This is a genomic window from Alphaproteobacteria bacterium, assembly GCA_030680745.1.
Lineage (GTDB): Bacteria > Pseudomonadota > Alphaproteobacteria > JAUXUR01 > JAUXUR01 > JAUXUR01.
The window spans coordinates 1-25,459 of the sequence record JAUXUR010000053.1 but is presented as its reverse complement, the minus strand read 5'-3'; the positions used below and the strand labels follow the sequence as shown (position 1 = coordinate 25,459).

Below are 25,459 nucleotides of genomic sequence, written 5' to 3'. Positions count from 1 at the left end.
CCCATAATTCATCCTCCAAACGTTCACGCTCATGTCTATTGTATTGATAAGGATCAAAGTCTTCATCCGCTAAAACCGCATTTACCTCTTCTACAGTTAAGCCTTTAGTTCTCATCGTTTCGATCGCTTGACGCATTTCTTCCGCTTCTTCTGCAGCACATTTCGCTTCCCACTCTGCTCTCTCTGCTTCTCGCTTTTCCTCTTCTGCTCTAAAAAATCCTTCAGCATCAAAATTTGAAGCTTTTACAAAATCAATAGCTTGATTGTAGGAATGATCTTGATGCATCAAGTGATTTAGTACTTTTAATTTTTCGCGTCCTAAATCTGAAAGATCAGAAGGATTAAACTCTGAATCATTCAAAATCACATCGATCCTGCAATCGTCAAAGTCATACTCTGATAACATCTGCCTTAACGCCTCTATTCTTTGGCACGCCGCTATTTCTTCATTACGTTGCTTCAAGAGCGCATCAACATCAAGATCTGGTTTTGTATCAACATATTGTAAAGCATCAAGCCAAAGCATACCAGTAGCCATCAACGCATCAACTTTCTGGGTCCTTACTTGCTTAGCAGCACTTTCTGCTGCAAGTTCTGCTTCCCATCTAGCTTTTGCCGCATCACCTTTAGCTTTCCATCTAGCTGCCTCTTCAGCACGTCGTGCCTCTTCTTCAGCACGTTGTGCCTCCTCTGCAGCACGTTCTACTTCCCATCTTGCTTCCTCTGCTGCATGCTCCTCTTTCTGTCTTGCTTCTTCTGCAGCCCATTCCGCTTCCTCTGCAGCAGATTCCTCTGCCAGTCTCGCACTCTCTGCAGCCCATTCCTCTGCCAATCTCGCATTTTCTGCAGCCCATTCCTCTGCCAATCTCACAGATTCAGCTCGTATAGCTTCAAGTTCCTCTGCCTGTCTTACTCTTTCAGCTTCACATTTCTTGTTAAAGTCAACAACATCAAAACCTTCAACATTAATACGCGCAATAGCATCTTCTTTGGAGTAACCCTGACTACATAAATTATTAATTGCTTTTTCTTTTTGAATTTCTAATTGAATTTCCAAATCACGCATTTCTTGTTCATGTAATTTTTGCATTGCGATATCATGCAATCTTTGAGCTTCAGCCTCAATTTCATTGTAAAGAAAAATAGGACGGCTAATCTTAAGTTGATGAGGTTTCAGCAAACTTTTTTCTGCTTGTGCCATCTCCTCTGGTGTAAAAGCATTTGCTTGCGACAACAAAAGATTAAATGAAATAAAGCTAATTAATAAATGTTTCTTCATTTTAATGTATTCCCTTCAAATTATAATAAATTAACTTACTATTTCAACCTAAAAAAGAATTTTATACATCTCTTAAGTTGACACATACATAAATATATTAAATTTAACTGAATGTCAATACTATTTATTTGAATTTAAATAAATAAAGTAAAAAAGTTTTTTATTTATTTACTTGCTACTTTTACATCTAAATGATTCAGGGTAAAATAGTAGATATCAATTAATTTACTTTTTCACCTTCAATCTTATTTTCTTTTATTTTTTTAGATATAACTGTTTTTTTTAACGGTATCACCTTTAAAACCAAACCATCACCCTCTTTGACAAATTCTGCGATGCCGCCTTTTTGAAGACCCCAAAAAAATTTCTTCGGCCATTGGTTTTTTAGTATAATTCATGATAACACTGACTCGGATTATAAAAAAATGGACTTGAAAAACATTTAATTAAACAATTCGTAAATTGGTTAAAAAATATAAACCTTAAGCGCAGAATTTGACTCAACACATCTAGCCCTAAAATATAGAGCTTATTAAAAAAATTAGATTTTCATGAATTAAGATCTAATGAATTAATTTTCAGACATTACTCTAATTATGCTATCTACCTTAAAAAAACATTAAACAAAAAAGGCCCCCTTCTGCAGAAGGCCTTTTCATTACGAAACTATAAAAAAACGCTTTTTTTTAATTAGAATTTCTTCCTTCACTTATTCCATGATTTAAATAATGGGATATAGCAAATGTTATTTTCTCATCATCAGAATTCATCTTCTCATCAGCATACTTAGTAAGATCTGGATACTTCTTTAAATATTTAACAGGATCAAACCCTACTAATAACGGATTGCGTTCGTCATCATCAGACTCCTCATCATCAGACTCCTCATCGTCAATAAATCTTCCTTCATTTATTCCATGCTTTAAATAATGGGATATAGCAAATACTATTTTATCATCTTCAGAATTCATCTTATCGGCCTCAGCGCGCAGATCATCATATTTTTTAAGATACTTAACAGGATCAAAACCATCAGGCAATAAGTAGTCGCGTTCTTCATGTTTCCCCTGTAAAAAATAATGATTTATTGCAAATTCGATTCTTTTTTCTTCTGATTCATGCATCTTAGCAGCAGCCATTAAGTCTTTATGCAAATAAAGATATGTCATAGGATCAAATTCAAAAGGCATGTCCGATTTTTTCTGATTAAACCAATTTTTTCTATCGTAATCTGTCCCTAATTCATTAAGTGCTCGCTCGACAGCAAGTTCTTCTCTTAATTTTTCTATCTCCACAAAATATTTAATTCTATCTTGAATTACAGAAAATCTTGATTCCTCTTTCTTAACAAATTCAACAATATCAAAATCTGCATCTTGAATACGTTTACAAGCATCATCGTAAGAATAACCTTGATGTTCTAAAATCTCAATTGCTTGATTTTTTTTGCGTTCTAACTCTCGTCTTTCTTCTGCTTCCTCGTTGAATTTAACAACATCAAAACCTGGCCGACTTACAAATTCAAGTGCCTGTTCTTCACTCATATCTTGCTGATTAATCAAAACCCCAATTGCACGATCTTTTTCACGCTTTTCTTGTCGTTGTTTTTCATATTCAAAAATATCAAAATCTGGTCTATTTACAAATTCACGCGCATCTTCTTGCGACATTCCTTGATGATATTTTAACTCCCAAATTATTTGATCTTTTTTTCTTTCTAAATCTTGTCTTTCTTGATCTATTCTTAAAAATTCATCAACATCAAAAGCATCTTCATTCACAATCGCTTTCGCTTCTTCTGATGACTTATTTTGACACAACAAAATCCAATATACATTACGTCTTTTTTCTTCTATTCTATTGAATTCAAAAACATCAAATCCTGGTGCACTCACACGCTTAATCGCTTCTTCACGTGAAATATCTTGACCTAGCATGGTCCAGATTGCATCTTCCTTTGCATTTTCTACTTTAACGAATTGCTCAATATCAAAATTTTGACCTTCTACAATCGCAATCGCACCTTCATACGATAAGTCCTGACGATTCAAAATCCCCATTGCAGCACGCTTAAGATGCAAAATTTCATCATCAATCTGTTCATTTGCTCTAAATTCCTCAAAATATCGTTCCCAGCGTTCCTCTTTCTTTTGACGTGCTCGATATTCAGCTTCTTCACGTTCATATTCTGTATGTCTTTGCTCTTCTTCAGCTTCTTCGCGTTCATACTCTAAACGCCTTTGTTCTTCTTCACGTTGTTGCTCTACACGTTCTGCTTCTTCCTCAATCACGTCATCTGTCATGATAAAAGCAATGTCCTCGTCACCAAAACCTTCAGCTTTATATTGTTCCATCAGCTTAGCCTTTGCTTGCGCAAAGTCTTCCTCAGTAAAAGCATGCGCGTGCGACAACACAAGATTAAACGCAATAACGCTCATTAATAAGTGTCTTTTCATTTCAATAACCCTCTTTTAAATTATAATAAATTACATGTCATGTTTATTTTTTACGTCATTCCATAAAACCACTCAATATTTAGTTTTTTTGAAATATTTCGAAAATATATTTTATTGCATTCTTTCTTTAATTGCAATACTTATCTTTAATCCTTACTCTTTTAAAAAAAAGCTACAATATATACTTATGTTAAATATTTTTTACTTTAAAATCATTTAATATAAGAAATCTTGCAATATATTATCTAAAATACTTTTTCATTTTCAGATTTACTCTCTTTTGATTTCTTAAGATTTACTGCTTTTTTAAACGGTATCACCTTTAAAACCAGACCATCGCCTTCTTTGACAAATTCTGCGATGCCGCCTTTTTGAAGACCACCAAAAAGAATTTCTTCAGCCATTGGTTTTTTAACATGATCGGCAATAATACGCGCCATAGGTCTAGCACCATAAAGTGGGTCATAGCCTTTTTGGCATAACCAGTTTTTAGCTTCCTCAGTCAAACGAATCGTAATATTTTTTTCTGAAAGCTGAACTTCAAGCTCCATAATAAATTTATCAACAACTTTTAAAACAATTTCAGCACTCAACCCTTTGAAACGAATGATTGAATCAAGACGATTTCTAAATTCAGGCGTGAAAAGCCTTTTTATTGCTTCCTCATCATCACCCATTCGAACACTTTGACCAAAACCTATAGCGCGCCTTGAAAGCTCCTCAGCGCCTGCATTGGTTGTCATCACCAATATGACATTTCTGAAATCAACATTTTTGCCTGTATGATCGGTTAATTTGCCGTAATCCATCACTTGAAGTAAAATATTAAACAAATCAGGATGTGCTTTCTCGATTTCATCTAATAAAACAACGCAATGTGGATGTTTATCAACTGCATCTGTTAAAAGTCCCCCTTGATCAAAACCTACATATCCTGGAGGCGCCCCAATAAGGCGCGAAACGGAATGTTTTTCCATATATTCGGACATGTCAAAACGGATAATCTCAATCCCTAAAAGACGTGCAAATTGACGTGCAAGCTCAGTTTTACCAACGCCTGTTGGTCCCGTTAGCAAATAGGATCCGATAGGTTTTTGAGGATCCCGTAATCCAGCACGCGCAAGTTTATAGGCATCCACCAAAACTTTAATCGCATCTTCTTGTCCATAAATAACATGTTTAAGATTTTTCGACAGATCCTTCAACAGCGAGCGATCATTTTTAGTCACGCTGCGTTCAGGGATACGGGCCATTTTGGCAATGACCATTTCGATTTCTTTGACATCAATTTTTTTTGAAATGTCCCCAAAAATCTTTTGATGTGACGCTGTTTCGTCAATAACATCAATCGCTTTATCAGGCAATTTTCGATCGGATAAATGACGTTGCGATAAAAGAACGGCTGCTTCCAAAGCATCATCGGTAAATTTTACATGATGATAATCTTCGTAAGCTGATTTTAAGCCTTCCAAAATTTTAATTGTTTCAAGTGCTGTTGGTTCTAAAATATCTACTTTTTGGAAGCGACGGGCAAAAGCATGATCTTTTTCAAACGAGGCTTTATAATCTTTATAAGTCGTTGAACCCATACAACGCAACTCACCATTCGCAAGCGCAGGTTTCAAAAGATTCGACGCATCCATACCTCCGCCATGGGTTGCCCCAGCACCAATAATGGTATGAATTTCATCAATAAATAAAATAGGAAATTTATGCTGTTGCAGCTCCACTAAAACTTGCTTCAATCTTTCTTCAAAATCACCACGATAACGCGTGCCTGCCAATAAAGCACCCAAATCAAGCGAAAAAATCACCGCTTCTTTTAAAGCATCAGGAACTTGACCCTCAGCAATTAATTTTGCCAATCCATAAGCAATGGCTGTTTTACCAACACCTGGATCACCTACGAAAAGGGGATTGTTTTTGTTGCGCCTACATAAAATTTGTATAGAACGTTCAATCTCTAGCGTGCGACCAATCAACGGATCGATTTTACCAATTTTAGCGAGTTCATTTAGATTTCTACAAAAATCTTCAAGTGCTGATTTTTTTTCTTTTTTTGCATCTTGTGTTGGTTTAGGTGCTTCTTTATCCGTTTTGCCTGGCAAAAAAGACTGTAATTGTTTTGAAATGCCATGCGCAATATAATTAAGCACATCTAAACGTGCAATATCATGATCCACTAAAAAACCAACCGCATCTGACTCATGCTCGGCGAATAAAGCAACAAGCACTGTTGCACCCGTCGCTTCTTTAATACCGGATGATTGAACATGAACAAGAGCGCGTTGAATAACACGCTGTAATCCCGCACTTGGCTTTGGGACTTCTTTCGGCTGATCACTCATCGAAATGGGTAAGTCTGCTAAATAGATCGATAATTCTTCTTTGAATTTTTTGATATCAAGACTTAAGCCTTCTAAAACTTCTTTAGCATCTGGATCATCCAATAACGATAGAAGAAGATGCTCAAGCGTTGCATATTCATGACGATATTCGTTTGCGTATAAAAAAGCGCGATTAATTGTTTCTTCTAAATAATGCGACAGCATCTTTCATTCCTTTTCAACAGTACAAAGCAATGGAAAATCATTTAAACGGGCCAAACGAATCACTTCTTGAGACTTTGTATCAGCAATATCCTTAGGATATATACCACAAACAGCAGATTTTTTTTGATGAATATCAAGCATTAACTGAATAGCATCAGCATGTGCTTTATGAAAAATTGTTTTTAAAATATAAACGACAAAATCCATGGTGGTAAAATCATCATTATGAAGAATAACCTTATATAATTTAGGTTTTCGTGTTTTAACGCGTTCTTCCACCATAACGGAAGATTGATCTTTTCGTTGTGTAACCATATTCATCCTCTTCTCAGATAATGTAATGGCTTTTCATAAAATTACCAATACACTTTCTTCCAAACACTACTGCTGAGGACGATTGATGCGTCGTTTTGGTACTCAGATCCTCATGTATATAAGGATACATTCCGGTCTTCCGTGCCAAATCTTCTATCACTCGCCTCACAGCAGCGCGTTTCGAAGAAAGTCTAATAAAAAAAAGCCTGGTGTTATAAGCCAGGCTTTTCAACAAGGTCGTGAATTAACGATCTAACCCTGTTTTCATCGCAATAGGTACAAATTTATTTGACCCATCCGCATTGACAACTGGTTTTTGTTTAATAACCTCAAGGGTTTCCAAGGACAAAATTGATTGAAAGACTTGACGTGCATTTTCTAAAAAAGCGTCTGTTCTATCAAGCTGCTCTAAAAAACCGTTAAAGGAAATTTCATCATTCCCATCACCAACGTATAAATTTGCAACCTCTTGAAATTCTTTAGTTCTTCGAGTATAAAGCGCTTTAGCAAAAGCACTCATATTTAAATGTGGTTGTACTTGAAGAAGTAATTGACCACTTTTTTCCATTAATTGAATAAGATCATCACGACCTATATTCATTTTTTCATAGAATCCTGCTTGCGTTAAATTCATGCCTTCATAAAAACCATCATGCAATTCTTCTTCAGAGCGCATATCTTTAAATTTAGTGTAAATACCTTCTGCCCCATTAAATTTAAATTTGCCACCTGCTTGTTGAACATAATTTTGATGAAATTGTCGATATAAATTATAGCGCAATTCTGCAATTTCTGTATTGATTGCATGCAATTCTGCAGGATCAAACAAACCTAAATCGGCTGCAACACTATGATTACTTCTAGTCGTCGTCACCATATTCCCACTTTTATCTTTAGCACCTATAAAGCGTTGATCACTCAACCATGGATCGACAACTTCCATTTGCACATTCGATGTTTTGACACGTTTACGTTTGCTTTCTAATCGATCAACAATAAAAAAACTATTCATATCTAGTGGATTAGGAACAATATCGTAACGGCTTCTTTTGTTATGTCTTTTTTCTTTTTTTTTGTCGACCGTTTCAAAAGAAAGAAGGATTTTTTCCTCTTTATTTGATTCATCACCCGCATCACGCGCCACTAATACAGACGAATTCGTTAATATAAAAGAACCGAAAAGAGCGTAAAAAAGTAAATTAATTTTAAACATTCTATCCTCCAATTAAGTCGTATTATCTAATTGTAGGAAGATTGAAATAAAATATCAAGGATTGATCTTTTTTCAAAACTAAATTACAATTTGCAAATCCTAAGGATTTTCAATATGTATATCCGGCTTTGATATAGATTGATTACTTTTTCAAAAGATCATCCAATTTTTTATCTGATTCCAATTGATATAAATCGTCACAACCACCAATATGTTTATCATTAATAAAAATTTGAGGCACTGTCCTTCGACCACCGGATAATTTTAACATTTCTTCACGTTTTTCAAGATCTTTATCCACAAAATATTCTGTAAATTGAACATTTTTAGAGGTCAAAAGTTGTTTTGCTTTAACACAATATGGACACGTCGCTGTTGAATAAATAATAACGTTACTCACGGTAACTCCTTTTTTTGAAAAATATGGTTCAACCTTATAGGCTATAATGCCAATTAAAACGGCTATAATTACAGAAATTACTGTAAAGCGTGTACTGCTTCCCATTCTATATCCCCCAATATTTCCTGATCTGTCCACCCTATGGGCAAATTCGTCGTCAGACCGCAGCTTTAAATACTCATGTATGAAAAATACACTCCGTTCCGGTTCTCTGTCTTTCTAGACTTTGCCACATAACCTGAACAGATTAAATGATGCAAAACATAAAATTACAGAGGTAAATTAACACGTGCTATTGATAATACAAAAACTTTTTGTACATCATTTTCTTTTAAAATTTCAGCACAGGCTTTTATCGTTGCCCCCGTTGTAACGACATCATCTATCAATAAGATGTTTTTGCCCTTCAATTTTTTTGAAGCCTCTTTCGCAATCCCAAAAACTCCCTTCATATTAAAAGCGCGTTCTTGCTTATTCCCATGCTGCGGCTGTGTTGCATGAATCCTTTTTAAACTAAAGGGATCAAAAGAACAATTGATGTTTTTGGATAATTTTTGTGCCAATAATGCACTCTGATTATATTTACGTTTGAACAACCTTTTCCAATGCAAAGGTACAGGTATTATCACATCAATATCTTTAAAATCTTTAACGTAAAGTGCAAACCAATCCATAAAAAGAGGCAATAATTCCGTCCGATCATTATGCTTAAAGCGCATAATCAATTTTTTTGAAAATTCATCGTATTTAAGTACAGAACGCATTAAATCAAAGGGGAAATCTCCATCTAAACATGAAAGACATTCTGCGTTTTCGCCCATATCCACATCAAAGGCAAGGCCACAAGTCACGCAAGAAGGTGACCTAATGAATTGCAATTTTACCCAACATTCACCACAAAGTTTCTGTGCCTCAAGTAGCGGTTTTTGACATCCATAACATAAGGGTGGCAAAAAAATATTGAGTATTTTGTTTCCAATGTCTTGGAATATCATTTTATGCTACGACCATAAACACGTTGCACAATAACGGCATAAACAACAGCAATACTGAATAAAATAGCAAATATTTTAAGTGTGTTTTCAGGACCATACCGATATAAATACAAAACACTTAACCCACCAATGATCATAAATCCTAAATGAAGTATTGTCACAAAAACATGTGAAAAACCTGATTGATTAACCATTTGATATAAATGTGATTTATGTGCTTGAAAAATATTTTCACGTCTCATCAACCGTTTAATAATCGTCAAAATTACATCAAAGACAAAAATAAAAAATAAAAATGGTACACTCATTTCAGACACAAAAACAATTGTACTTTGTGAAGCAATTACACCAATCACTGCCAATATAAGCGCCACATATTGACTACCTGTATCTCCTAAAAAGATTTTACCTTTAGGAAAATTGAAAATCAAAAACCCTAAGATAGCAAAAGCTAAAATCATCGACAATATGTAAACAACGTAAAAACCTGACAAATACCCTAAAATACTCATAAAAATGGATGCAACCAAAGCAGAACCACCCGCTAATCCATTTAATCCATCCATAAAATTAAAGGCATTCATAAAAAACAAAAACCAACAAAGCGTTATTGCCATACCAAGTATCGGTGATAATTCAATTGGATTTGCAAAGGGAAAAGAGAGTTGCTTAAAATAAAGCCCTGACGCTAAAATAACAATGATACTCAAAAATTGTCCTGAAAATTTAATGATTTGTCGCAATCCTTTAACATCATCAATGAAAGCAATAAACGCCATAAAAAAGGCGCCTACAATCACGGCAAAAAATTGATGCATGGGTAAATCAAACCGAGATTCCAGAAACAAAACAATAAAAGCACCCAAGGTAAAACTTAAAACAATTGCAACTCCGCCGCTTCTTGGTGTTGGTACAATATGCGATGAACGTTCATTCGGTTTATCAACAATATTAATGCGAATCATTAATCGCGTAATTGTTACAGAAAGCAAAAAAATCCCTAAGCCAAACAAACAATTAAATCCAAATTCTGCCAAATTCATTTTATTTTCCTGTATTTATTGAACTACAATTTTTGATCCTGGTGAAATCATAAACTTTTTATAATGCCATGATTCAATTGCTAACTTTTGAATCTCTCCATTAGGCATTTCAACATAAGATGCTGAACCACTTTTATGATTTTTCAATCCACCGCATTTTTTTATATAATCATAGGCGTTGAGCCCTGATTCAAACTGTATCGCTTTTGGCGCCACCACATCCCCACTTACCCACACATGGCTAGGGCGTTTGGGAATAATTAACTGATCGCCGGGTTCAATGAGTATATCAAGTTCTGGTTTTATTTGAAGCAGTACGTAATCAGCCTCAACAATCATACGATCTCGTAATTTAGGACCGTCTTTAAAATCACGTATAAAAATAGAGCCTATTGGATAAGCAATCGGTGTAAAACCACCTGCTTGAATCAATATCTTCGACAAAGTGGTTCCTTTTTGAAATTGATACAAACCTGGTTTAGCAACTTCACCCTCAAGCAGAATTTGTTGCTTTTTTAAATCCACACTTTTTTCAATAAGGTCTGTATGAACAGAGGCTTCTTGCGTCATTCCATTTTGTTGTGTTACCCATAATTCAGCCTTTAAAACACTGCTTATTGATACCAACATCCAAAGGGTTGTAATGCTTATTTTCTTAAATCGTAACATTCCCAAAATATTTCCTATAATTTTTGTATTTTGTGCTGGTGTGCTTTTAAGCGCTTGTAGCAAAACAAACTTAAATACGCCACAATCATTCTTTAAAAACAACAAAGCACAAATCACCCGCGAAAGTATTTCAAAGCTACCATATGCATCTTTGGCTGCCAAGATTCACTCCAACACACCTTCATTAATTATTTTAGGTCAGATACTTAATGACCAACTTTTTTGGTATAGTTCAGAAAAAGAAGTGCTTGTAACGCGTTATGGTCGTGTTGTTCGAAGCTATGGACTAGAACACAATTTATGGGGACTCCGGGATACCCTTCCTCTTTCAAACTGTGGTGGTCGTCAGATTTCGGAATTCGCAATGCTCAAGTATGAAGAATACGTTCCGCTTGCTCATCTCTCATCTTCCTACCCACATTCTGAAATAGTTCGGGTATATCAAGATGATATTTTCAAAGCAGGATTACATACAATCAAAAAACCTTTACAACGAACATTCGAATTAGATCTTAATCGTAAAGCTAAACAAAATCTTAAAGCCATTGCGACTTATTCGATTGTCAAACCCGAATCCATTATTATCTATGAAATGAATTATGATACACTCAAAATATCAGAAAAAGTTCATGTCAAAGACATTAACTGGCATTATGAAAACTTTTATTGGGTTGACCCTAAAACAGGTTTTATGTGGAAATCTATTCAGCATCTCCACCCAAAGCTTGACCCGATCGAGGTAAACGTATTAAAAAGGGTAGCACCATAAACATTTCTTGTGAGGAATTAAAACATGAGCGCCTATGCCTTTTTAGAAGAAAAATCAAAAAAAATTAATACAATCAAAGATATTTTAGGCATTCTCAATTGGGACGCCTCAACCATGATGCCAACAGGCGCTGCAAGCCTACGTGGCGAGCAATCCTCCATGCTTAACCTCATGATTCAACAAATAATTAAAGATTCAGGCTTTGCTGAAGCACTTGAAAATGCATCATCACAGAATTTAACAGCAGAACAAAAAGCAAATTTGAACGAACTTAAAAGATATTACATTCACCAAAACGCCATTGAAGATAATTTATTAAAAGAATATACCGAACTCACCAACGAAACAGATATGGTGTGGCGAGAAGCCAGACCTCAAAACAATTTCAAAATGTTGCTTCCAAACCTCAAGAAAATATTTGATCTTGCACGTCAAATGGGTGAAGCCAAAGCTGAAAAATTAGGCTGCACACCTTACGAAGCGCTTGTTGATGAATTTGATCCAGGTAGCAATTGCAAAAAAATTGATCTTATTTTCAATGATCTTGAAACATTTTTGCCTGATTTTCTTCAAAAAGTCCTTCATAAACAAGAAAATGAGCCCAAACCTATTGCGCTCCAAGGCCCCTTCCCTATTGAACGTCAAAAAGAACTTGGTCTTAAGATCATGGATTTCCTAGGCTTTGATAAAAATTTTGGAAGATTAGATATATCGACGCACCCTTTTTGCGGTGGGTCTACCAATGACGTCCGTATTACAACGCGTTATGACGAAAATGATTTTGTGTCCGCCCTTTATGGTGTCATCCATGAAACAGGTCATGCACTTTATGAACAAGGTTTACCTGATGCTTGGTCAGCGCAACTTGCGGGACAAGCACGTGGCATGGGACTCCATGAAAGCCAATCCTTGTTTTATGAAAAACAAATTGGTCGCAACCCCCATTTCGTTAGCTTTTTAGCACCGCATTTGAAACAAATTTTTGAAGGCAAAGGTCCTGCTTGGGACGTCGATAATTTAATTCGACTCAATAGACAAGTACAACCTTCTTTTATTCGCGTTGAAGCTGACGAAGTCACCTATCCACTCCACATCATCATGCGTTACAAAATTGAAAAAGGCTTGATTGACGGCACCTATAACATCGCTGATCTACCTGATATTTGGGACAATTTTATGGTTAAATATTTGGGCATTAAACCAGATTCTTTATCCAATGGTTGTTTGCAAGATATTCACTGGCCAGTAGGTCTTATTGGCTATTTCCCTTCTTATACAATGGGATCCCTCATTGCTGCACAACTTTTTGCAAGCTTACGCGATCAAAACGCAAATGTGGAAAAAGAGATCGAACAGGGCCAATTTAAACCAACATTAGAATGGCTTCGTAAAAATATTCACGAAAAAGCTTCTTTCTTAAGCCAAGACGAGATATTAATAAAAGCAACGAAGCAACCTTTATCAGCAAACGCTTTTAAAACTCATTTACAGAAACGCTATTTAAACGCATGACAGAACACATTCAGATTACGACACTCGATAACGGGCTTAAAGTTGCAACAGATTTTATGCCCGAAAGCAATTCCGTTTCATTAGGTATCTACGTCAACACAGGCACGCGTGATGAAACAATTCCTGAAAAAGGCATATCTCACCTTTTAGAGCATATGGCCTTTAAAGGAACTGAAACCCGATCAGCCAAAGATATAGCGATTTCAATGGATGAAGTGGGTGGTCATATGAACGCCTACACAACCCGTGAAACAACCGCTTATTATACAAAAGTGCTGCCCAAAGATGTGCCTCTTTCGGTTGATATCTTGTCTGACATTTTACAATTTTCGACCTTTACAGAAGAAGACATACTTAAAGAAAAATCGGTCGTCATTCAAGAAATTGGTCAAACACTTGATACACCTGATGATTATGTCTTTGATCTTTTTCAAGAAACAGCTTTTCCAAACCAACCCATGGGATGGTCAATTTTAGGATCAGTTGATTCTGTCAATGCTTTGACGCGTCATGATATTACGCATTATATGAAAAATCATTATGCAGCTGACAATATGATTGTCACCGCTGCAGGCAATATCAACCACGATGTTTTTTTAGACCAAATACAAAACCGCTTTAAAAATCTTAAATCATTCCCAAGACCCATTTCTGAAAAAGCCAATTATAAAGGCGGCTATCATCTTCTAAAAAAAGATCACGAACAAAGCCACCTTCTATTTGGATTTCAAGGCATCCAGGCTGATGCAGACGAATTTTATACCCTTGCACTTTATTCAACAATTTTAGGCGGTGGCATGTCTTCCCGTCTATTCCAAACCATTCGTGAAAAACATGGGCTTGTTTATTCCATTTACAGTTTTTCAAGCACCTATAGTGACATTGGTGTTTTTGGTATTTACGCAGGCACTGGTCCCAAAGATGTCAAAAAATTAATGCCTCTTTTAAGTGAGGAACTTTTTCTTTCAACCCAAAATATTCAAGATATTGAACTTGAACGCGCGAAAAATCAGTTAAAAGCATCGCTTATCATGTCGCGCGAAAGCACGAATGCACGATCCGAACAATTAGCGCAAAATCTTCTTGTGATGAAACGCCATATATCCATGGAAGAAATTATTGCTGAAGTTGATAAAGTCACTATTCAAGACATTATGAAACTTGCCAAAAACATTTTATCAACACCTTTAACGTTCACAGCACTTGGTGCCATTGAGCATGTAGAGGATTATGATAAGATTCAAGAAAGGTTGAAGTTTTAATATAAATACCCAGATTATGGGCAAATTCGTTATCGCAGTTTGATATAACTCTCTTGTTTTCCTGAACTCGTTGAAGCGAAGCTTCATACGTAGATTCAGGATCCAAAACGAAATTCATGCTTGTAAGAGCATGACTCTATTATATAAAACATGTCATGATCTTCGATCATGATTGTTAATTGGACCCTGAATCCGTGCTCGAAGCTTTGCTTCTCGCCTGTTCAGGGAAGCAAGGTATTGTTGCCCCATATCGAGTGCGCATCTTCAATCCCACAGTTTGAAAGAGGAAGAGTAAATGGCTTATTGGCTTATTAAAACAGAACCAGGCAGCTATTCCTGGGACAGAATGAAACAAGATATCACTACCATGTGGGATGGCGTGCGTAATTACCAAGCGCGTAATAATTTAAAAGCGATGAAAAAAGGAGACCTCGCCTTTTTTTATCACTCAATCAAAGATCCTGCCATTCAAGGTATCGTCCAAGTCACCAAAGAATTTTATTCAGATCCAACTGTTGAAGACGACAAAAATCCATGGGTTGTTGTTGATTTTACCTATCAAATAGGGTTTAAACATAAAGTAACCCTTAAAGAGCTAAAAGCAGATCCTACGTTCAAAGATCTTGCTTTGGTCAAACATTCGCGCCTTTCAGTCATGCCCGTCGCCAAAGACCTTTGGGATAAAATCATTGCATTAAGTAAAGTTGAATAGATTTTAAACAAGAAAATATTAAGATCTATTAACAATTCATTAATTTTGCCTAACATCAAAAGACGGCTCGTTTTGATGTTAGGCTTAATCGACGAACCCCTTATCTGGGAATACAGATTAAAGAGTTAGTGTAAAAGAAAGCTTATTCAAATTTCTTTCCGCCCAATGCCGGATAAAAAAATCTAGGGGCAGCTGCTATTGCAGGCGCTGCAGGCCTATTGTTAGAATTAGCCACAGGTGCTGCAGGCCTGTTAGAATTAGGAACTACCGGAGCATTGTTAGCAGCCGGCAGAGGCTTAGTATATTGCCTACCTTCTTTTTTCCCATGATTTAAATAGTGATTTTTAGCCCAATCCAATTTATCATTTTGAGGCAAATTTCTACTAGCGTTTACTAAATCTGGATACCGATTCAAATATGTGAGCGCATCAAAATCTGACGGTAAACCATTAGCGTTAGCTATTACAGGCGCTGCTGATCTATTGTTATTATTCACAATTACAGACGCACTATTATCACCTGCCATTATATCATTTTTATTAAGATCAAGATAATTTGCCACATTCTCTAATAATCTTTTAAATCGATCTTTTTGATCAGCAGGAATTTTATTATCCCCTGGCACCTCACTTTTTAAGCGATCTTGAAGAAGATAATTGATATATTGGTAAATAAATTTTCTTTCTGTTTCTGGAAAAGCTTTTATGTATGCGCTAAAAAAGCTTTCATATGCAATACGTACATTAACACGTTGTAGATTTGTCGCATGCTCATTGTCAAGAAATTTAAACCCTCTAACAGATTTATAAAAAATATTAAGTAAATCCCAATAAATACTTCCTGCTATTTCTGCATAAACACTTTGTTCTACATCTGGATGCATTGATTTTATAAATGACTCAGTATCAATCATCGTGATTCGATTGGAAGCAGCGTCAAAAAAAATATTTTGTAAATGAGAATCTCCATGAATAAATGTTCTATAAGCTCTACCAGGTTCAATTTCAATTATTGATGGATTTAGTTTGCTTAATAAAGTATTTTTTTTCATGTTTAAAAGATGCATTTTTGCTGTTGATCTACCAAATTCAGTAAAAGCGTCCCTAACTTGTTCTGGAGAATCATCCATAACGATTTTATACAAATCTTTTCCTTTTGCAGCTTTCTGTATAATCAAGTATTTAATTCGACCATCTTTTTCAAATGTGTAAAAAGGTTCTAAAGCTAAGGCAACAAGTGGAAGATCTTTATTTTCTGGTGAAGATATTTGTCTAAAAAGATCACTTTGTTGTACAAACTTTAGATTTTTAATTTCATTTTTGCCATCTTCATTTATTATTTTAATAACATATTTTATTTTCCATTCATCAGGCATTGCATTATTCACACAATTTTGATTGAGTTGAACTAAAAATATGCCTTCACTTGCGGCACCTTCCTCTGTTGGTATTATATTAAGACAATTAGGATTAATTTTGCCTCGATTATTATGTGGCACATCACGAAACAGATTTGAATATGTATCAGCTTCGTCAACAAGAAATGATTTAATTGTGTCTTCATTGACTCCTTGGCCTAAAATTCCAGATTTTATATTTTCAGCGTTACTATTGTTGATGCATAGCCAACAAGCAAGCAACATAAAAACAAAATTTTTTTTGAAATTTAACATATTATTCTCCATAATGACAGTTCATTTAATATTATTTTAAAATTTATAAATTAATATAAAGTTAATTTATTGCATATACACTCAAATTATTTAATGTCTATGTCATAAAAACAAAAAATACTTAAAATTAAATGTGCTCTTTATATTTGAGCATTAAAAATTTTTAAAACACGACAACATTAATAATTTAAATAATAAAGTTACTGTGCTACAATTTTAAATTTTATACAATAATAAATAACAAGAAAAGAAATGAATTTTTTATAATTGAAAGTTGTTTAGTTTTAATTAGAGACTATAAAAAAAGATTTTTTTTTACCTCTCCCCTTGTGGGAGAGGTAAAACCGAAACAATTTCATTTTTTGTCCTGTAGATTGAACAAACACTACTCATCCGAAAACAAATAATTGATAGAAAAAGAGGCCATAAGCCTCTATTCTTCATCATCTAAATCGTCATCAGCTTCATCGATATCTTTTATAGCAATCGAATCACCCGCCTGACGTTCAGCGATTGTTCTAAATTGAGGATCATCTGCACCAATTGTTTTCATGGTGTCAAAAACAACATCATCATCTTCATCTGGATCATTGGATAAATGACGCTGTGACCCTGAAATCGCCTTTTCAATCAAAGCATCTGGATCAACTGTGCCTGCGGCAATTTCACGCAAAGCAATAACGGTAGACTTTTTATCATTCGCGTCGATGGTTTTACCCGCACCTGAGGCTAAATTGCGCGCTCTTTCAGCAGCAGCAAGACAAAGTGTAAAACGATTTGGAACTATTTTGATACAATCTTCAACTGTTACGCGTGCCATAATCTACCTTTAATTTCATAAGTGTATAGTGTTTCTAACAAACTTTAGACTAAAATGCAAATTAAAAATGGATTGTAGCTGTTTTGATTTAGAGCAAAATGATAATTAATGTGCATCTGAAGGATACATAAAGGATAACACCTTAATTAATAAAAAGGTGTATACATGGTGCCCGGGGGCGGGATTGAACCACCGACACGCGGATTTTCAGTCCGCTGCTCTACCACTGAGCTACCCGGGCAACAAGAAGTGATGTAAATCACTCCCTTGCTTATAAAGAATTTCAGACGCCTTGTCTAGCCCTAAAATCATTTATATTACATTTTTTCAGATATAAGCGCATCAACGATTGCATATCCAGCGCGCATACCATCGCCAGCAGCAATACCAGCTTGGGGTTGAGGACCAGACACATTCGTGACGTCACCAGCAGCATAAACGCCATCCACACTTGTTTGTTGAGTGTTTTGTGTTACTTTAATCAAATCTTTTTGATCCAAATCAAGATGCCCTTTAAACAAATCACTTCGCGGCACACGACCTGCAGAAACAACAACAAGGCCAGCATCAAAAGGACTCAATGATCCATTTTTAAAATATAAACGCGTTGTCCGTTCACCTAAGGATTCAATTTTAGAAACATCATAATTAAAATGAACTTTAATAATGTCAGATTTCTTATTAATAAATTTTTTACGCCACGGCGGTAAATTCAATTGAGTACCACGTACAAATAGGTGAACCTCTGCAGCACGTGCTTTTACAGCATAATAAGCTTTTTTTATCGCATCAACGCCACCCCCAATAATGGCAATTTTTTGACCTCTTGCCTGACTATTATACTGCCTAAGATCTCTATGAATATCAGAATTATATAAAATCTTAATTCTATTTTCTGCAGCACCCGGTACATCTAATAATCGCTCTTTCGTACCTGTCGCAATAAGAATTTTTTTAGCTTTGTATTCATTGCCATAATTTGTTGTCAATAAAAATGGTTTCTGTGCCCAATCAATTTTTACAACACTTTCGTGCAAAATTTTTGCACCAAATTTATTTGTTTGTTTAAGTAACTTAGGAATAATATTATTACCCCAATTAAAAGTAATACCAGGCCAATTACCCACTTCGGTTTTTACATTTAAATCTCCACCAGGCATCGGTCCATTAAAAATGATTGTATTAAAACCATGTTCTGACGTTACCATAGCAGCGCTTAACCCTGCGCATCCGCCACCAATAATGGCGACTGGTATTATTTCTTCTGCCTTTAATTCTGGTGTTGCTACGATGCCCAAAATTAATGCTGTTAGTATATTGCGTATATTTAAAATCATTTTGTTTCCTTAAATAGATGTAGAATGAACGTTCACTCAATATAAGGCTATTCAAAAACAATGTCAAGAAAAAAGTTGACCGAACGTTCAATTTTTGTTAAAACACATATACACCCAATTTAAAAAGGATGATTTTATGACTATTGAGATTAAAAACAAAAAAAAGCAGATTTTAAAAGCAGCCAAAGATATTTTTTTATCGAAAGGTTTTGCTGGCGCCCCTATAAGCAAAATTGCAACGGATGCAAAAGTACCAAAAGCCTTGATATACCATTATTTTAAAAACAAGGATGAATTATGGAAGGAAGTCAAAATAAACATATTCGAAGAATACTTCGAAGACGATATTATATCAAATACACCAACAAATAATTTTTATGATTTTTTATCCTATATTATTTCAAAACGCATCCAAATTTATGCGCATAATGGTGATCTAGTTAAAATAATTCGCTGGCAAGCATTGGAAGATGCAGACAAAGAATCACCCTTAATGACCACACCCACTTCATCCATTTTAGAACCATGGCATAAAGCAATTATACAGTTTCAAATCATAAAAGAAATACGATCTGATGTTAACCCAAGCCAAGCACTTTTAATGATTATGCAAGCACCCTCATCCCCGTTTCTTATTTCCAATCATCCCTTTGGTCAAGAAGATAAAGAGACTCAACTTAAATCCTACGAAACAATGCTCATTAATGTTCTTTTTGATGGATTGAAAAATATAGTAAAATAACTTAAAAACGAATATTTTAAAACAAGCGTTTTCTAAGGCTGATGGATATGTGGATAACTAAAAAAAGTGATCACACATACCCTCAACACTAATAATTGGTCAAATTAACATAGAAAAAAGGGCGAACCTCTCCTCAGAAATAACTACTTAATGGTCTTGACTTTAAGAGGCACTATAATTCGGCACAATAGTAGAGTTTCGAAAGAAGTCTAATCTATTTTCTAATCAATAATCATATTATTATCCACAATCAGATGACCATTCTCGCCAACTTCTTGTAATATGCCCAATTTAACCAACAATAAAGGCAGTGCAAGTTCTTTTACGCCTGCATCATCATATAAAAGATCATCGATATTTTTTATATCAATGCCTTTTGCAAGCAATTGATCTTTCGCGGCAATACCGATCATTTCCCAAATGATATTGATACCTGTTTCAGGATGAATGATGCTTAATTTGTTCTGATTAAGCATTTCCTTAACATGATTAACGACTTTATCTGCTGTAAAACTTTCATGAAATAGATCTAAAATTTCTTGTAAGGATTTTGCTGTTACAGCTGATTGCTTCATACTAAAATCAAAATTGGGCGCTTTATGCGCATGACGCAACCCAATCACGCCCCCTATAAGACCTTCAATATATCCAATTTCATGTGGTATGCCATTATAAGTTCGTCCCATTAATTCTTCAGCAATTGCATTGATACTTTGACGTTTAAGGTCAATCAATTCTTTTATCAATAGCTTTTTAAGCCCCATCCACGATAAGGACATATCCTTATCAATGGAGGTATGTTTATAAATTTCAACAACAGCCTCATTAAGTGTATTTTCTTTTGCTAATGCCATTAATTTCAGAAGACCAACGGACCAGCCATTGCTCACGTAACCACGTATTAATTCTCGAAATTTATCACCCTCTTCGATATCAAAATTATGTAACAATGATTGAAAATCTTCACTATTGGCAAAAATCCGCATTTCTTCCTGGAATAATGAAAATTCACCTAAGCCCTCAACATCACTTGGCTTTAATTTTTGAATCAAGTCTTCAATAGCCACAGAAGACAATTGATCCCCAAATTTATTCGCAGGTAAATAAATTTCATGTACCTCGCATAATTCACTAAGATTTTTGTTGAAATCTTCAGAATTTGATAATTTTACCAATATGCTAAGCGCTAATTTTAAAGTTTCCTTTAAATCAATACGATCATTTTTTTCAATTTCTACAACAGATCCCAATAACGCTTTTAAAAGCTGCGCTTCTTCTGTTTTAAGATCTGTTAAATGTTGACGGAAGATATGTTCTTTTTTGAGCATATTTCCAATGAGCACTATTAATTGATTTTTCGATTTACCAATACTTGATAAATCTATATCTGATTGTTGCAGACGGATTAACCAATCAGCAACATTTTTAAGATCCGCAAAGCAAAGAGGTTTCGATTCAATGGAATAATGATCCCAAATCGCTTGGTTTTTACCTTGTGAACATTGCGCCATATCATGCATTAAAAATGCTAATTTTTTTTGTCCGTTCTCACCCATTTTTTTAAACTTTTTAACCATGGCTTGAATCATCATAGATTCTTCTGAAAAAGGTGCTTCAAAGTATTTTTTAAAATCCTGATTATTTCGGATTTCTTTTAGCTTTGGATCTACATCAACACCCAGAATAAAATCAACATCATCAAGATCAGCTAAAGCAACTTGGCTTGCAGGTAGATAATCAAATATATCTGGATTAATAGCAAAATGAAGAATTTCTTCATTTTCCCCTTCAACTTTAAGTGCAAATATAGAAGGATTGTGCGTATAAGAATTTTTCAGTTTTACAAATAAATCTGCATAAATGGATACGGCATCACTATGATTACCACCCTCACGTGCCAATAAAATCAATACTTCTTGAAGACGAGTATTTTCACTATCTAATCGATTAATCAAACGCTGACAAAGTGCCAATTTTTGATTGTTATCCATTGCTGCCCAATGCTGAACCATGAATTGATTATATTCTTCTTGAAAGGAAACACCAAATATCAGATAAGCGATTAACTTAAGATCCATATTTGCTGGTTCTTTAGCAATCTGTCTTTTAAATACAATCTCCAACGCTGATTTATGGTCAGAGGATTTACATATTTCTAGTAATAAATTTTGGATCGATTGTTCACAATTTAAAGACGACATGCCAGGATTTGCGACCGCAGCAACAAAGAAATTACAAACTTTTTCAAGTCTATCAAACTCGTTTAATAAAGGAATCTGACTCTTAAAATACATACTCGCTAACGCTATTTGAGCCATATGTTGAGATACAAGATCATTTGTTTTATTTGCAGCTTTATTAAACAATTTAAATGCCTCTTGCAATCTATAAGGATCATTTTTAGCCCGACCCAGATTATGTAAATACATGTATGCTAAACGTGTTTGAGCATAATGTTGTGATTTATCATCATCTGTTTTATTTACAGCAATATTGAATAAATCAAATGCTTTTTTTAATCTATCCGGATCATTTGCGGCTGGACCTTGAGCATTGAAATACATATTTGCCAATCGTGTTTGAGCCATATGTTGTGTTTTCGGGCAATCTTCTTTTTTTGCTGCAATTTCTAATAAATCAAATGCTTTTTGGAATCTATTCGGATCATTTGCTGCAGGACCCTGATTATAAAAATACATATTTGCTAATACTACTTGACCTATATGCTGTGATTTAAGATCATGTGTTTTATTTACAGCTTCATTCAATAAATTAAATGCTTTTTCGAATCTATTTTGATCATTTGCGGCCGGCCCCCATCCATATACATTCATCATTGCTAATAATGTTTGAGCAATATGCTGCGCTTTAAGATTATGTATTTTATTGACAGCCAAATTCAAGAATTCTAATGCCATTTCAAATCTGCTCAAAACATGTTTGGCTGGTCCCAAACCATATAAATACATCTCTGCTAATCGGACTTCAGCAAGATGTTGTGATGCAAGATCCATCGTTCTTTTTGTAGCTCTATGAAATGTTTGATATGCATTATACAATCTATCAGGATCATTTGCGGCTGGACCCCAGCCATATAAAAACATCTCCGCTAATCTAACTTCAGCAATACGTTCAGCTACAGGATCATTGGTTTTATCTGCGGCAATTTTTAACAAATCAAATGCTTTTTGGAATCTACCTTGATCAGGTTCCCACCAAACTTGACGATTTAAATACATTAATGCTAACTGTGTTTGAGCTTTATGCACCATTTTAAGATCATTTTTTTCTTCAATTATTTTGCTATACACATAAAATAATTGATTTTGAGCGCCAAGTTGTACATCAACGTTATCTGTTTTATTTGCTGCAATAGTAAGTATATCATATGCCTTTTTTAATCTATTTGGATCTTCTATCGTGCTCCCCGAACCATTTAAATACAATATTCCTAAAGTAGTTTGCGCAATATGCTGTGATTCAAGATCATCTGCTTTATCAACTGCAATCTTCAACAAATTAAGCGCTTCTTCTATATTGCTTTTATGTAATGATATGGATTTTTCATCATCATCCGAATACTCACTATTTATCTTTAGGATGGCTAATTTTGTTTGAGCTATATGTTGCGCTGCAAGGGTATGAGTCTTTTTTGAAGCAATTTCATATAAAAATAATGCTTTTTCGTATCCATCATCACAATTTAAATCAAAGTGCTGATCATTATCATACATCTCAGCTAAATATACTTGGGCGATTTGTTGCGCCCCCAGATCATCTTCTTTATCTACGGCAATCTTGAACAAATCAAATGCTTTTTTATATTCATCTACAGCTTCTGGTGCAGGCACCGAGTCCAAAAAATACATCTTCGCTAAAAGTGTTTGTGCTCTATGTAATGCCCTAGGATGATCCGTTTTTTTTGATGCATTATCAAGCAAATAGAATGCTTTTTGGAATCTATCAGGATCATTTGCTGCAGGTCCCAGATTATTTAAATACATCTCTGCTAATCGCACTTCAGCAAGATGCTGTGCCCTTAAATTATCTTCTTGTTTTGATGCAAAATTTAGATATTCAAATGCTTTTTTTAATCTATCCGAATCATTTGCCAAAGACCCAAAAGCATCTAAATGCATAATCCCAAATAACGTCAAACACAAATGGCCGGATATTGACTTTTGACGTTGATTCATGAAATAAAACATCGCATCAAATTTAAGAAAATCATAAACTTCATTTAACCTATTGAATCTATTTGCCTTATCCAATTCAGGAACAATATCAAACAAGCTCATCTCTGCCAAATAGGCATCGGCCATAGCTCCTTCAGAAGTTAAAATTCTTTTTTGTTTAATAGTCACACATAAATCATGAACTTTTTTTAATCTATTTGGGTCTTCGGCTGCAGGTCCGACTTTATATAAATACATCTCTGCCAAATTTATTTTAGCAAAATCTTCTGCGTTTTTATTGTTTGTTTTACTTGCTGCAATCTTAAACAATTCAAATGCTTTTTTGAATCTATCTGGATCTTCTAATGCGGGCCCCAAACCTTTCAAATACATATGCGCTAAATTCACTTCAGCACTATGTTGAAATTCAAGGTCATATGTTTTACGTGAGGCTTCATCATACAAATAAAATGCTTTTTTGAACCTATCCGTATCATCTGCTGCAGGTCCGCGACCATTTAAATACATATGGGCTAATAATGTTTGTGCAACTTGTTGTGATTTAGGATCATATGATTTTGAAGCTACATTCATCAATAAATCAAATGCCTTTTGCAATCTATTGGGATCATTTTCGGCTGGTCCCCTGCCATAATAATACATGTATGCTAATTCTGCTTCAGCGATATGTAGCATTACAGGATCACTTGTTTCATTAAGCGCTTTATCTAAAAAATCAAATTTATCCTTAAGATCAGCTGCATGTTTTAACCCCAAAAAGTAAGCTTGCATATATGCTGGCGATAATTCTGTTTCAGTGATTTTTTTCACAGATAAGTCAATTATATTATCACTTATAAGATCTTTGTTATCAATTTTTTGCCTCTTTTCAAATTGAGAATCCTCATTATTATTTCTTTTTCTTTTTTTACTATTACCTGTATCTTTAGTAAAAATTTCTAGATAATTATCTTTTTTTTCGATCTTAAAATCATCAGGTACTATAATTTTACCTTTATTGTTAATTTTTATAGTGTTATTAACAATTTCAAAAGGAATATTGTTAATATTGATGATTAATTTTTCAGGGTTATTTTCTGTTGAAAAATCCAAACTCAATGGAAATTCAAAGCCTTTTTGATTTTTAAATGTCGCAAAATTCTTACCATCCAAATTGTCCACGTCTACCGCATTGACATATTGAGACAAAAGAAAGCTAGATAATGATAAGAGTAATGATTTTTTCATTTTGAATTCCCTGTAATGAAAACACGAATTAAATTAATATATGCACAATATACTATTGTATTATTATTGTCAAAAAAATAAAAGATTAATACGCAAAAACGAATATTTTCGTTCTCAACAAAAACTGCTTATATGTTTCATGAATTTTTTGAACCAAAAAACATAACTATCCAGCCCCCCTGCTACGCCTCGCAGCCATATCATTACCATAAGTATATTAGGCTATTGCTTACTCCACCTCCTACGTCCCGCGACTTGTTCGCGGGATCCAGAAAGTAAATAAAGAAG

Annotated in this window: 18 protein-coding genes and 1 tRNA gene; 5 read left to right on the top strand and 14 right to left on the bottom strand. The window is 34.6% G+C overall.

Annotated elements, in window-relative coordinates; genetic code table 11:
* From Q8L85_06040 to Q8L85_06000, 9 genes are all read right to left on the bottom strand, one after another.
* Nucleotides 1–1,279, bottom strand: a 1,279-nt coding sequence (locus Q8L85_06040) for a hypothetical protein (protein ID MDP1724245.1), incomplete at its 3' end; no start/stop codon positions are given.
* 686 nt (nucleotides 1,280–1,965) lie between these two features.
* A complete protein-coding gene (locus Q8L85_06035; GenBank protein MDP1724244.1) occupies nucleotides 1,966–3,735 on the bottom strand; it encodes a hypothetical protein in 1,770 nt (589 codons plus the stop codon).
* A 245-nt stretch (nucleotides 3,736–3,980) separates the two neighbouring features.
* Nucleotides 3,981–6,287 carry an ATP-dependent Clp protease ATP-binding subunit ClpA gene (gene clpA / locus Q8L85_06030; protein ID MDP1724243.1) on the bottom strand — a complete coding sequence of 769 codons (2,307 nt, stop codon included), beginning with the start codon at nucleotides 6,285–6,287 and terminating at the stop codon, nucleotides 3,981–3,983.
* Nucleotides 6,288–6,290: 3 nt separating this feature from the next.
* Complete coding sequence (locus tag Q8L85_06025) at nucleotides 6,291–6,602, bottom strand: ATP-dependent Clp protease adaptor ClpS (GenBank protein MDP1724242.1); 312 nt, start codon at nucleotides 6,600–6,602, stop codon at nucleotides 6,291–6,293.
* A gap of 244 nt (nucleotides 6,603–6,846) precedes the next feature.
* Complete coding sequence (locus Q8L85_06020) at nucleotides 6,847–7,815, bottom strand: hypothetical protein (GenBank protein MDP1724241.1); 969 nt, start codon at nucleotides 7,813–7,815, stop codon at nucleotides 6,847–6,849.
* Between the two features lie 142 nt (nucleotides 7,816–7,957).
* Nucleotides 7,958–8,215 carry a glutaredoxin 3 gene (grxC, locus tag Q8L85_06015; protein MDP1724240.1) on the bottom strand — a complete coding sequence of 86 codons (258 nt, stop codon included), beginning with the start codon at nucleotides 8,213–8,215 and terminating at the stop codon, nucleotides 7,958–7,960.
* 269 nt (nucleotides 8,216–8,484) lie between these two features.
* On the bottom strand, nucleotides 8,485–9,210 hold the full coding sequence (locus Q8L85_06010) for a ComF family protein (GenBank protein MDP1724239.1): 726 nt from the start codon (nucleotides 9,208–9,210) through the stop codon (nucleotides 8,485–8,487).
* Nucleotides 9,207–10,253 (bottom strand): glycosyltransferase family 4 protein, encoded by a 1,047-nt coding sequence (locus Q8L85_06005; protein MDP1724238.1) that lies wholly within the window; start codon nucleotides 10,251–10,253, stop codon nucleotides 9,207–9,209. The genes Q8L85_06010 and Q8L85_06005 overlap by 4 nt, the downstream gene beginning before the upstream one ends.
* Before the next feature lie 15 nt (nucleotides 10,254–10,268).
* Nucleotides 10,269–10,922: an SLBB domain-containing protein gene (locus Q8L85_06000; protein MDP1724237.1), complete on the bottom strand. Its 654-nt coding sequence runs from the start codon at nucleotides 10,920–10,922 to the stop codon at nucleotides 10,269–10,271.
* Here Q8L85_06000 and Q8L85_05995 point away from each other — a divergent pair.
* From Q8L85_05995 to Q8L85_05980, 4 genes are all read left to right on the top strand, one after another.
* On the top strand, nucleotides 10,897–11,691 hold the full coding sequence (locus tag Q8L85_05995) for a YjbF family lipoprotein (GenBank protein ID MDP1724236.1): 795 nt from the start codon (nucleotides 10,897–10,899) through the stop codon (nucleotides 11,689–11,691). The genes Q8L85_06000 and Q8L85_05995 overlap by 26 nt on opposite strands.
* Before the next feature lie 24 nt (nucleotides 11,692–11,715).
* Nucleotides 11,716–13,203: a carboxypeptidase M32 gene (locus Q8L85_05990; protein MDP1724235.1), complete on the top strand. Its 1,488-nt coding sequence runs from the start codon at nucleotides 11,716–11,718 to the stop codon at nucleotides 13,201–13,203.
* Nucleotides 13,200–14,465: a pitrilysin family protein gene (locus Q8L85_05985; GenBank protein MDP1724234.1), complete on the top strand. Its 1,266-nt coding sequence runs from the start codon at nucleotides 13,200–13,202 to the stop codon at nucleotides 14,463–14,465. The genes Q8L85_05990 and Q8L85_05985 overlap by 4 nt, the downstream gene beginning before the upstream one ends.
* 295 nt (nucleotides 14,466–14,760) lie before the next feature.
* On the top strand, nucleotides 14,761–15,177 hold the full coding sequence (locus Q8L85_05980) for an EVE domain-containing protein (GenBank protein ID MDP1724233.1): 417 nt from the start codon (nucleotides 14,761–14,763) through the stop codon (nucleotides 15,175–15,177).
* A 142-nt stretch (nucleotides 15,178–15,319) separates the two neighbouring features.
* Here Q8L85_05980 and Q8L85_05975 read toward each other — a convergent pair whose 3' ends face one another.
* The 4 genes from Q8L85_05975 to Q8L85_05960 all read right to left on the bottom strand — a co-directional run bounded on the left by Q8L85_05975 (nucleotide 15,320) and on the right by Q8L85_05960 (nucleotide 19,006).
* Complete coding sequence (locus Q8L85_05975) at nucleotides 15,320–16,849, bottom strand: hypothetical protein (GenBank protein ID MDP1724232.1); 1,530 nt, start codon at nucleotides 16,847–16,849, stop codon at nucleotides 15,320–15,322.
* A gap of 433 nt (nucleotides 16,850–17,282) precedes the next feature.
* On the bottom strand, nucleotides 17,283–17,669 hold the full coding sequence (gene rpoZ / locus Q8L85_05970) for a DNA-directed RNA polymerase subunit omega (protein MDP1724231.1): 387 nt from the start codon (nucleotides 17,667–17,669) through the stop codon (nucleotides 17,283–17,285).
* Between the two features lie 166 nt (nucleotides 17,670–17,835).
* Nucleotides 17,836–17,910, bottom strand: a tRNA-Phe gene (locus Q8L85_05965).
* A gap of 76 nt (nucleotides 17,911–17,986) precedes the next feature.
* A complete protein-coding gene (locus tag Q8L85_05960) occupies nucleotides 17,987–19,006 on the bottom strand; it encodes an NAD(P)/FAD-dependent oxidoreductase (GenBank protein MDP1724230.1) in 1,020 nt (339 codons plus the stop codon).
* Nucleotides 19,007–19,142: 136 nt separating this feature from the next.
* Here Q8L85_05960 and Q8L85_05955 point away from each other — a divergent pair, with 136 nt between their 5' ends.
* A complete protein-coding gene (locus Q8L85_05955; protein ID MDP1724229.1) occupies nucleotides 19,143–19,748 on the top strand; it encodes a TetR/AcrR family transcriptional regulator in 606 nt (201 codons plus the stop codon).
* Nucleotides 19,749–19,969: 221 nt separating this feature from the next.
* On the opposite strand, the gene Q8L85_05950 is transcribed toward Q8L85_05955, so the two are convergent.
* Nucleotides 19,970–25,171, bottom strand: coding sequence for a hypothetical protein (locus Q8L85_05950; GenBank protein ID MDP1724228.1), 5,202 nt, complete (start codon nucleotides 25,169–25,171; stop codon nucleotides 19,970–19,972).
* Nucleotides 25,172–25,459: the final 288 nt, after the last annotated feature.

Excerpts from the sequence above, each read along its gene's own strand:
- Q8L85_06035 (MDP1724244.1), bottom strand. The coding sequence starts at position 3,735 with ATGAAAAGACACTTATTAATGAGCGTTATTGCGTTTAATCTTGTGTTG.
- clpA (MDP1724243.1), bottom strand. The coding sequence starts at position 6,287 with ATGCTGTCGCATTATTTAGAAGAAACAATTAATCGCGCTTTTTTATAC.
- Q8L85_06025 (MDP1724242.1), bottom strand. The coding sequence starts at position 6,602 with ATGGTTACACAACGAAAAGATCAATCTTCCGTTATGGTGGAAGAACGC.
- Q8L85_06020 (MDP1724241.1), bottom strand. The coding sequence starts at position 7,815 with ATGTTTAAAATTAATTTACTTTTTTACGCTCTTTTCGGTTCTTTTATA.
- Q8L85_06010 (MDP1724239.1), bottom strand. The coding sequence starts at position 9,210 with ATGATATTCCAAGACATTGGAAACAAAATACTCAATATTTTTTTGCCA.
- Q8L85_06005 (MDP1724238.1), bottom strand. The coding sequence starts at position 10,253 with ATGAATTTGGCAGAATTTGGATTTAATTGTTTGTTTGGCTTAGGGATT.
- Q8L85_05995 (MDP1724236.1), top strand. The coding sequence starts at position 10,897 with ATGCTTATTTTCTTAAATCGTAACATTCCCAAAATATTTCCTATAATT.
- Q8L85_06000 (MDP1724237.1), bottom strand. The coding sequence starts at position 10,922 with ATGTTACGATTTAAGAAAATAAGCATTACAACCCTTTGGATGTTGGTA.
- Q8L85_05990 (MDP1724235.1), top strand. The coding sequence starts at position 11,716 with ATGAGCGCCTATGCCTTTTTAGAAGAAAAATCAAAAAAAATTAATACA.
- Q8L85_05985 (MDP1724234.1), top strand. The coding sequence starts at position 13,200 with ATGACAGAACACATTCAGATTACGACACTCGATAACGGGCTTAAAGTT.
- Q8L85_05980 (MDP1724233.1), top strand. The coding sequence starts at position 14,761 with ATGGCTTATTGGCTTATTAAAACAGAACCAGGCAGCTATTCCTGGGAC.
- Q8L85_05975 (MDP1724232.1), bottom strand. The coding sequence starts at position 16,849 with ATGTTAAATTTCAAAAAAAATTTTGTTTTTATGTTGCTTGCTTGTTGG.
- rpoZ (MDP1724231.1), bottom strand. The coding sequence starts at position 17,669 with ATGGCACGCGTAACAGTTGAAGATTGTATCAAAATAGTTCCAAATCGT.
- Q8L85_05960 (MDP1724230.1), bottom strand. The coding sequence starts at position 19,006 with ATGATTTTAAATATACGCAATATACTAACAGCATTAATTTTGGGCATC.
- Q8L85_05955 (MDP1724229.1), top strand. The coding sequence starts at position 19,143 with ATGACTATTGAGATTAAAAACAAAAAAAAGCAGATTTTAAAAGCAGCC.
- Q8L85_05950 (MDP1724228.1), bottom strand. The coding sequence starts at position 25,171 with ATGAAAAAATCATTACTCTTATCATTATCTAGCTTTCTTTTGTCTCAA.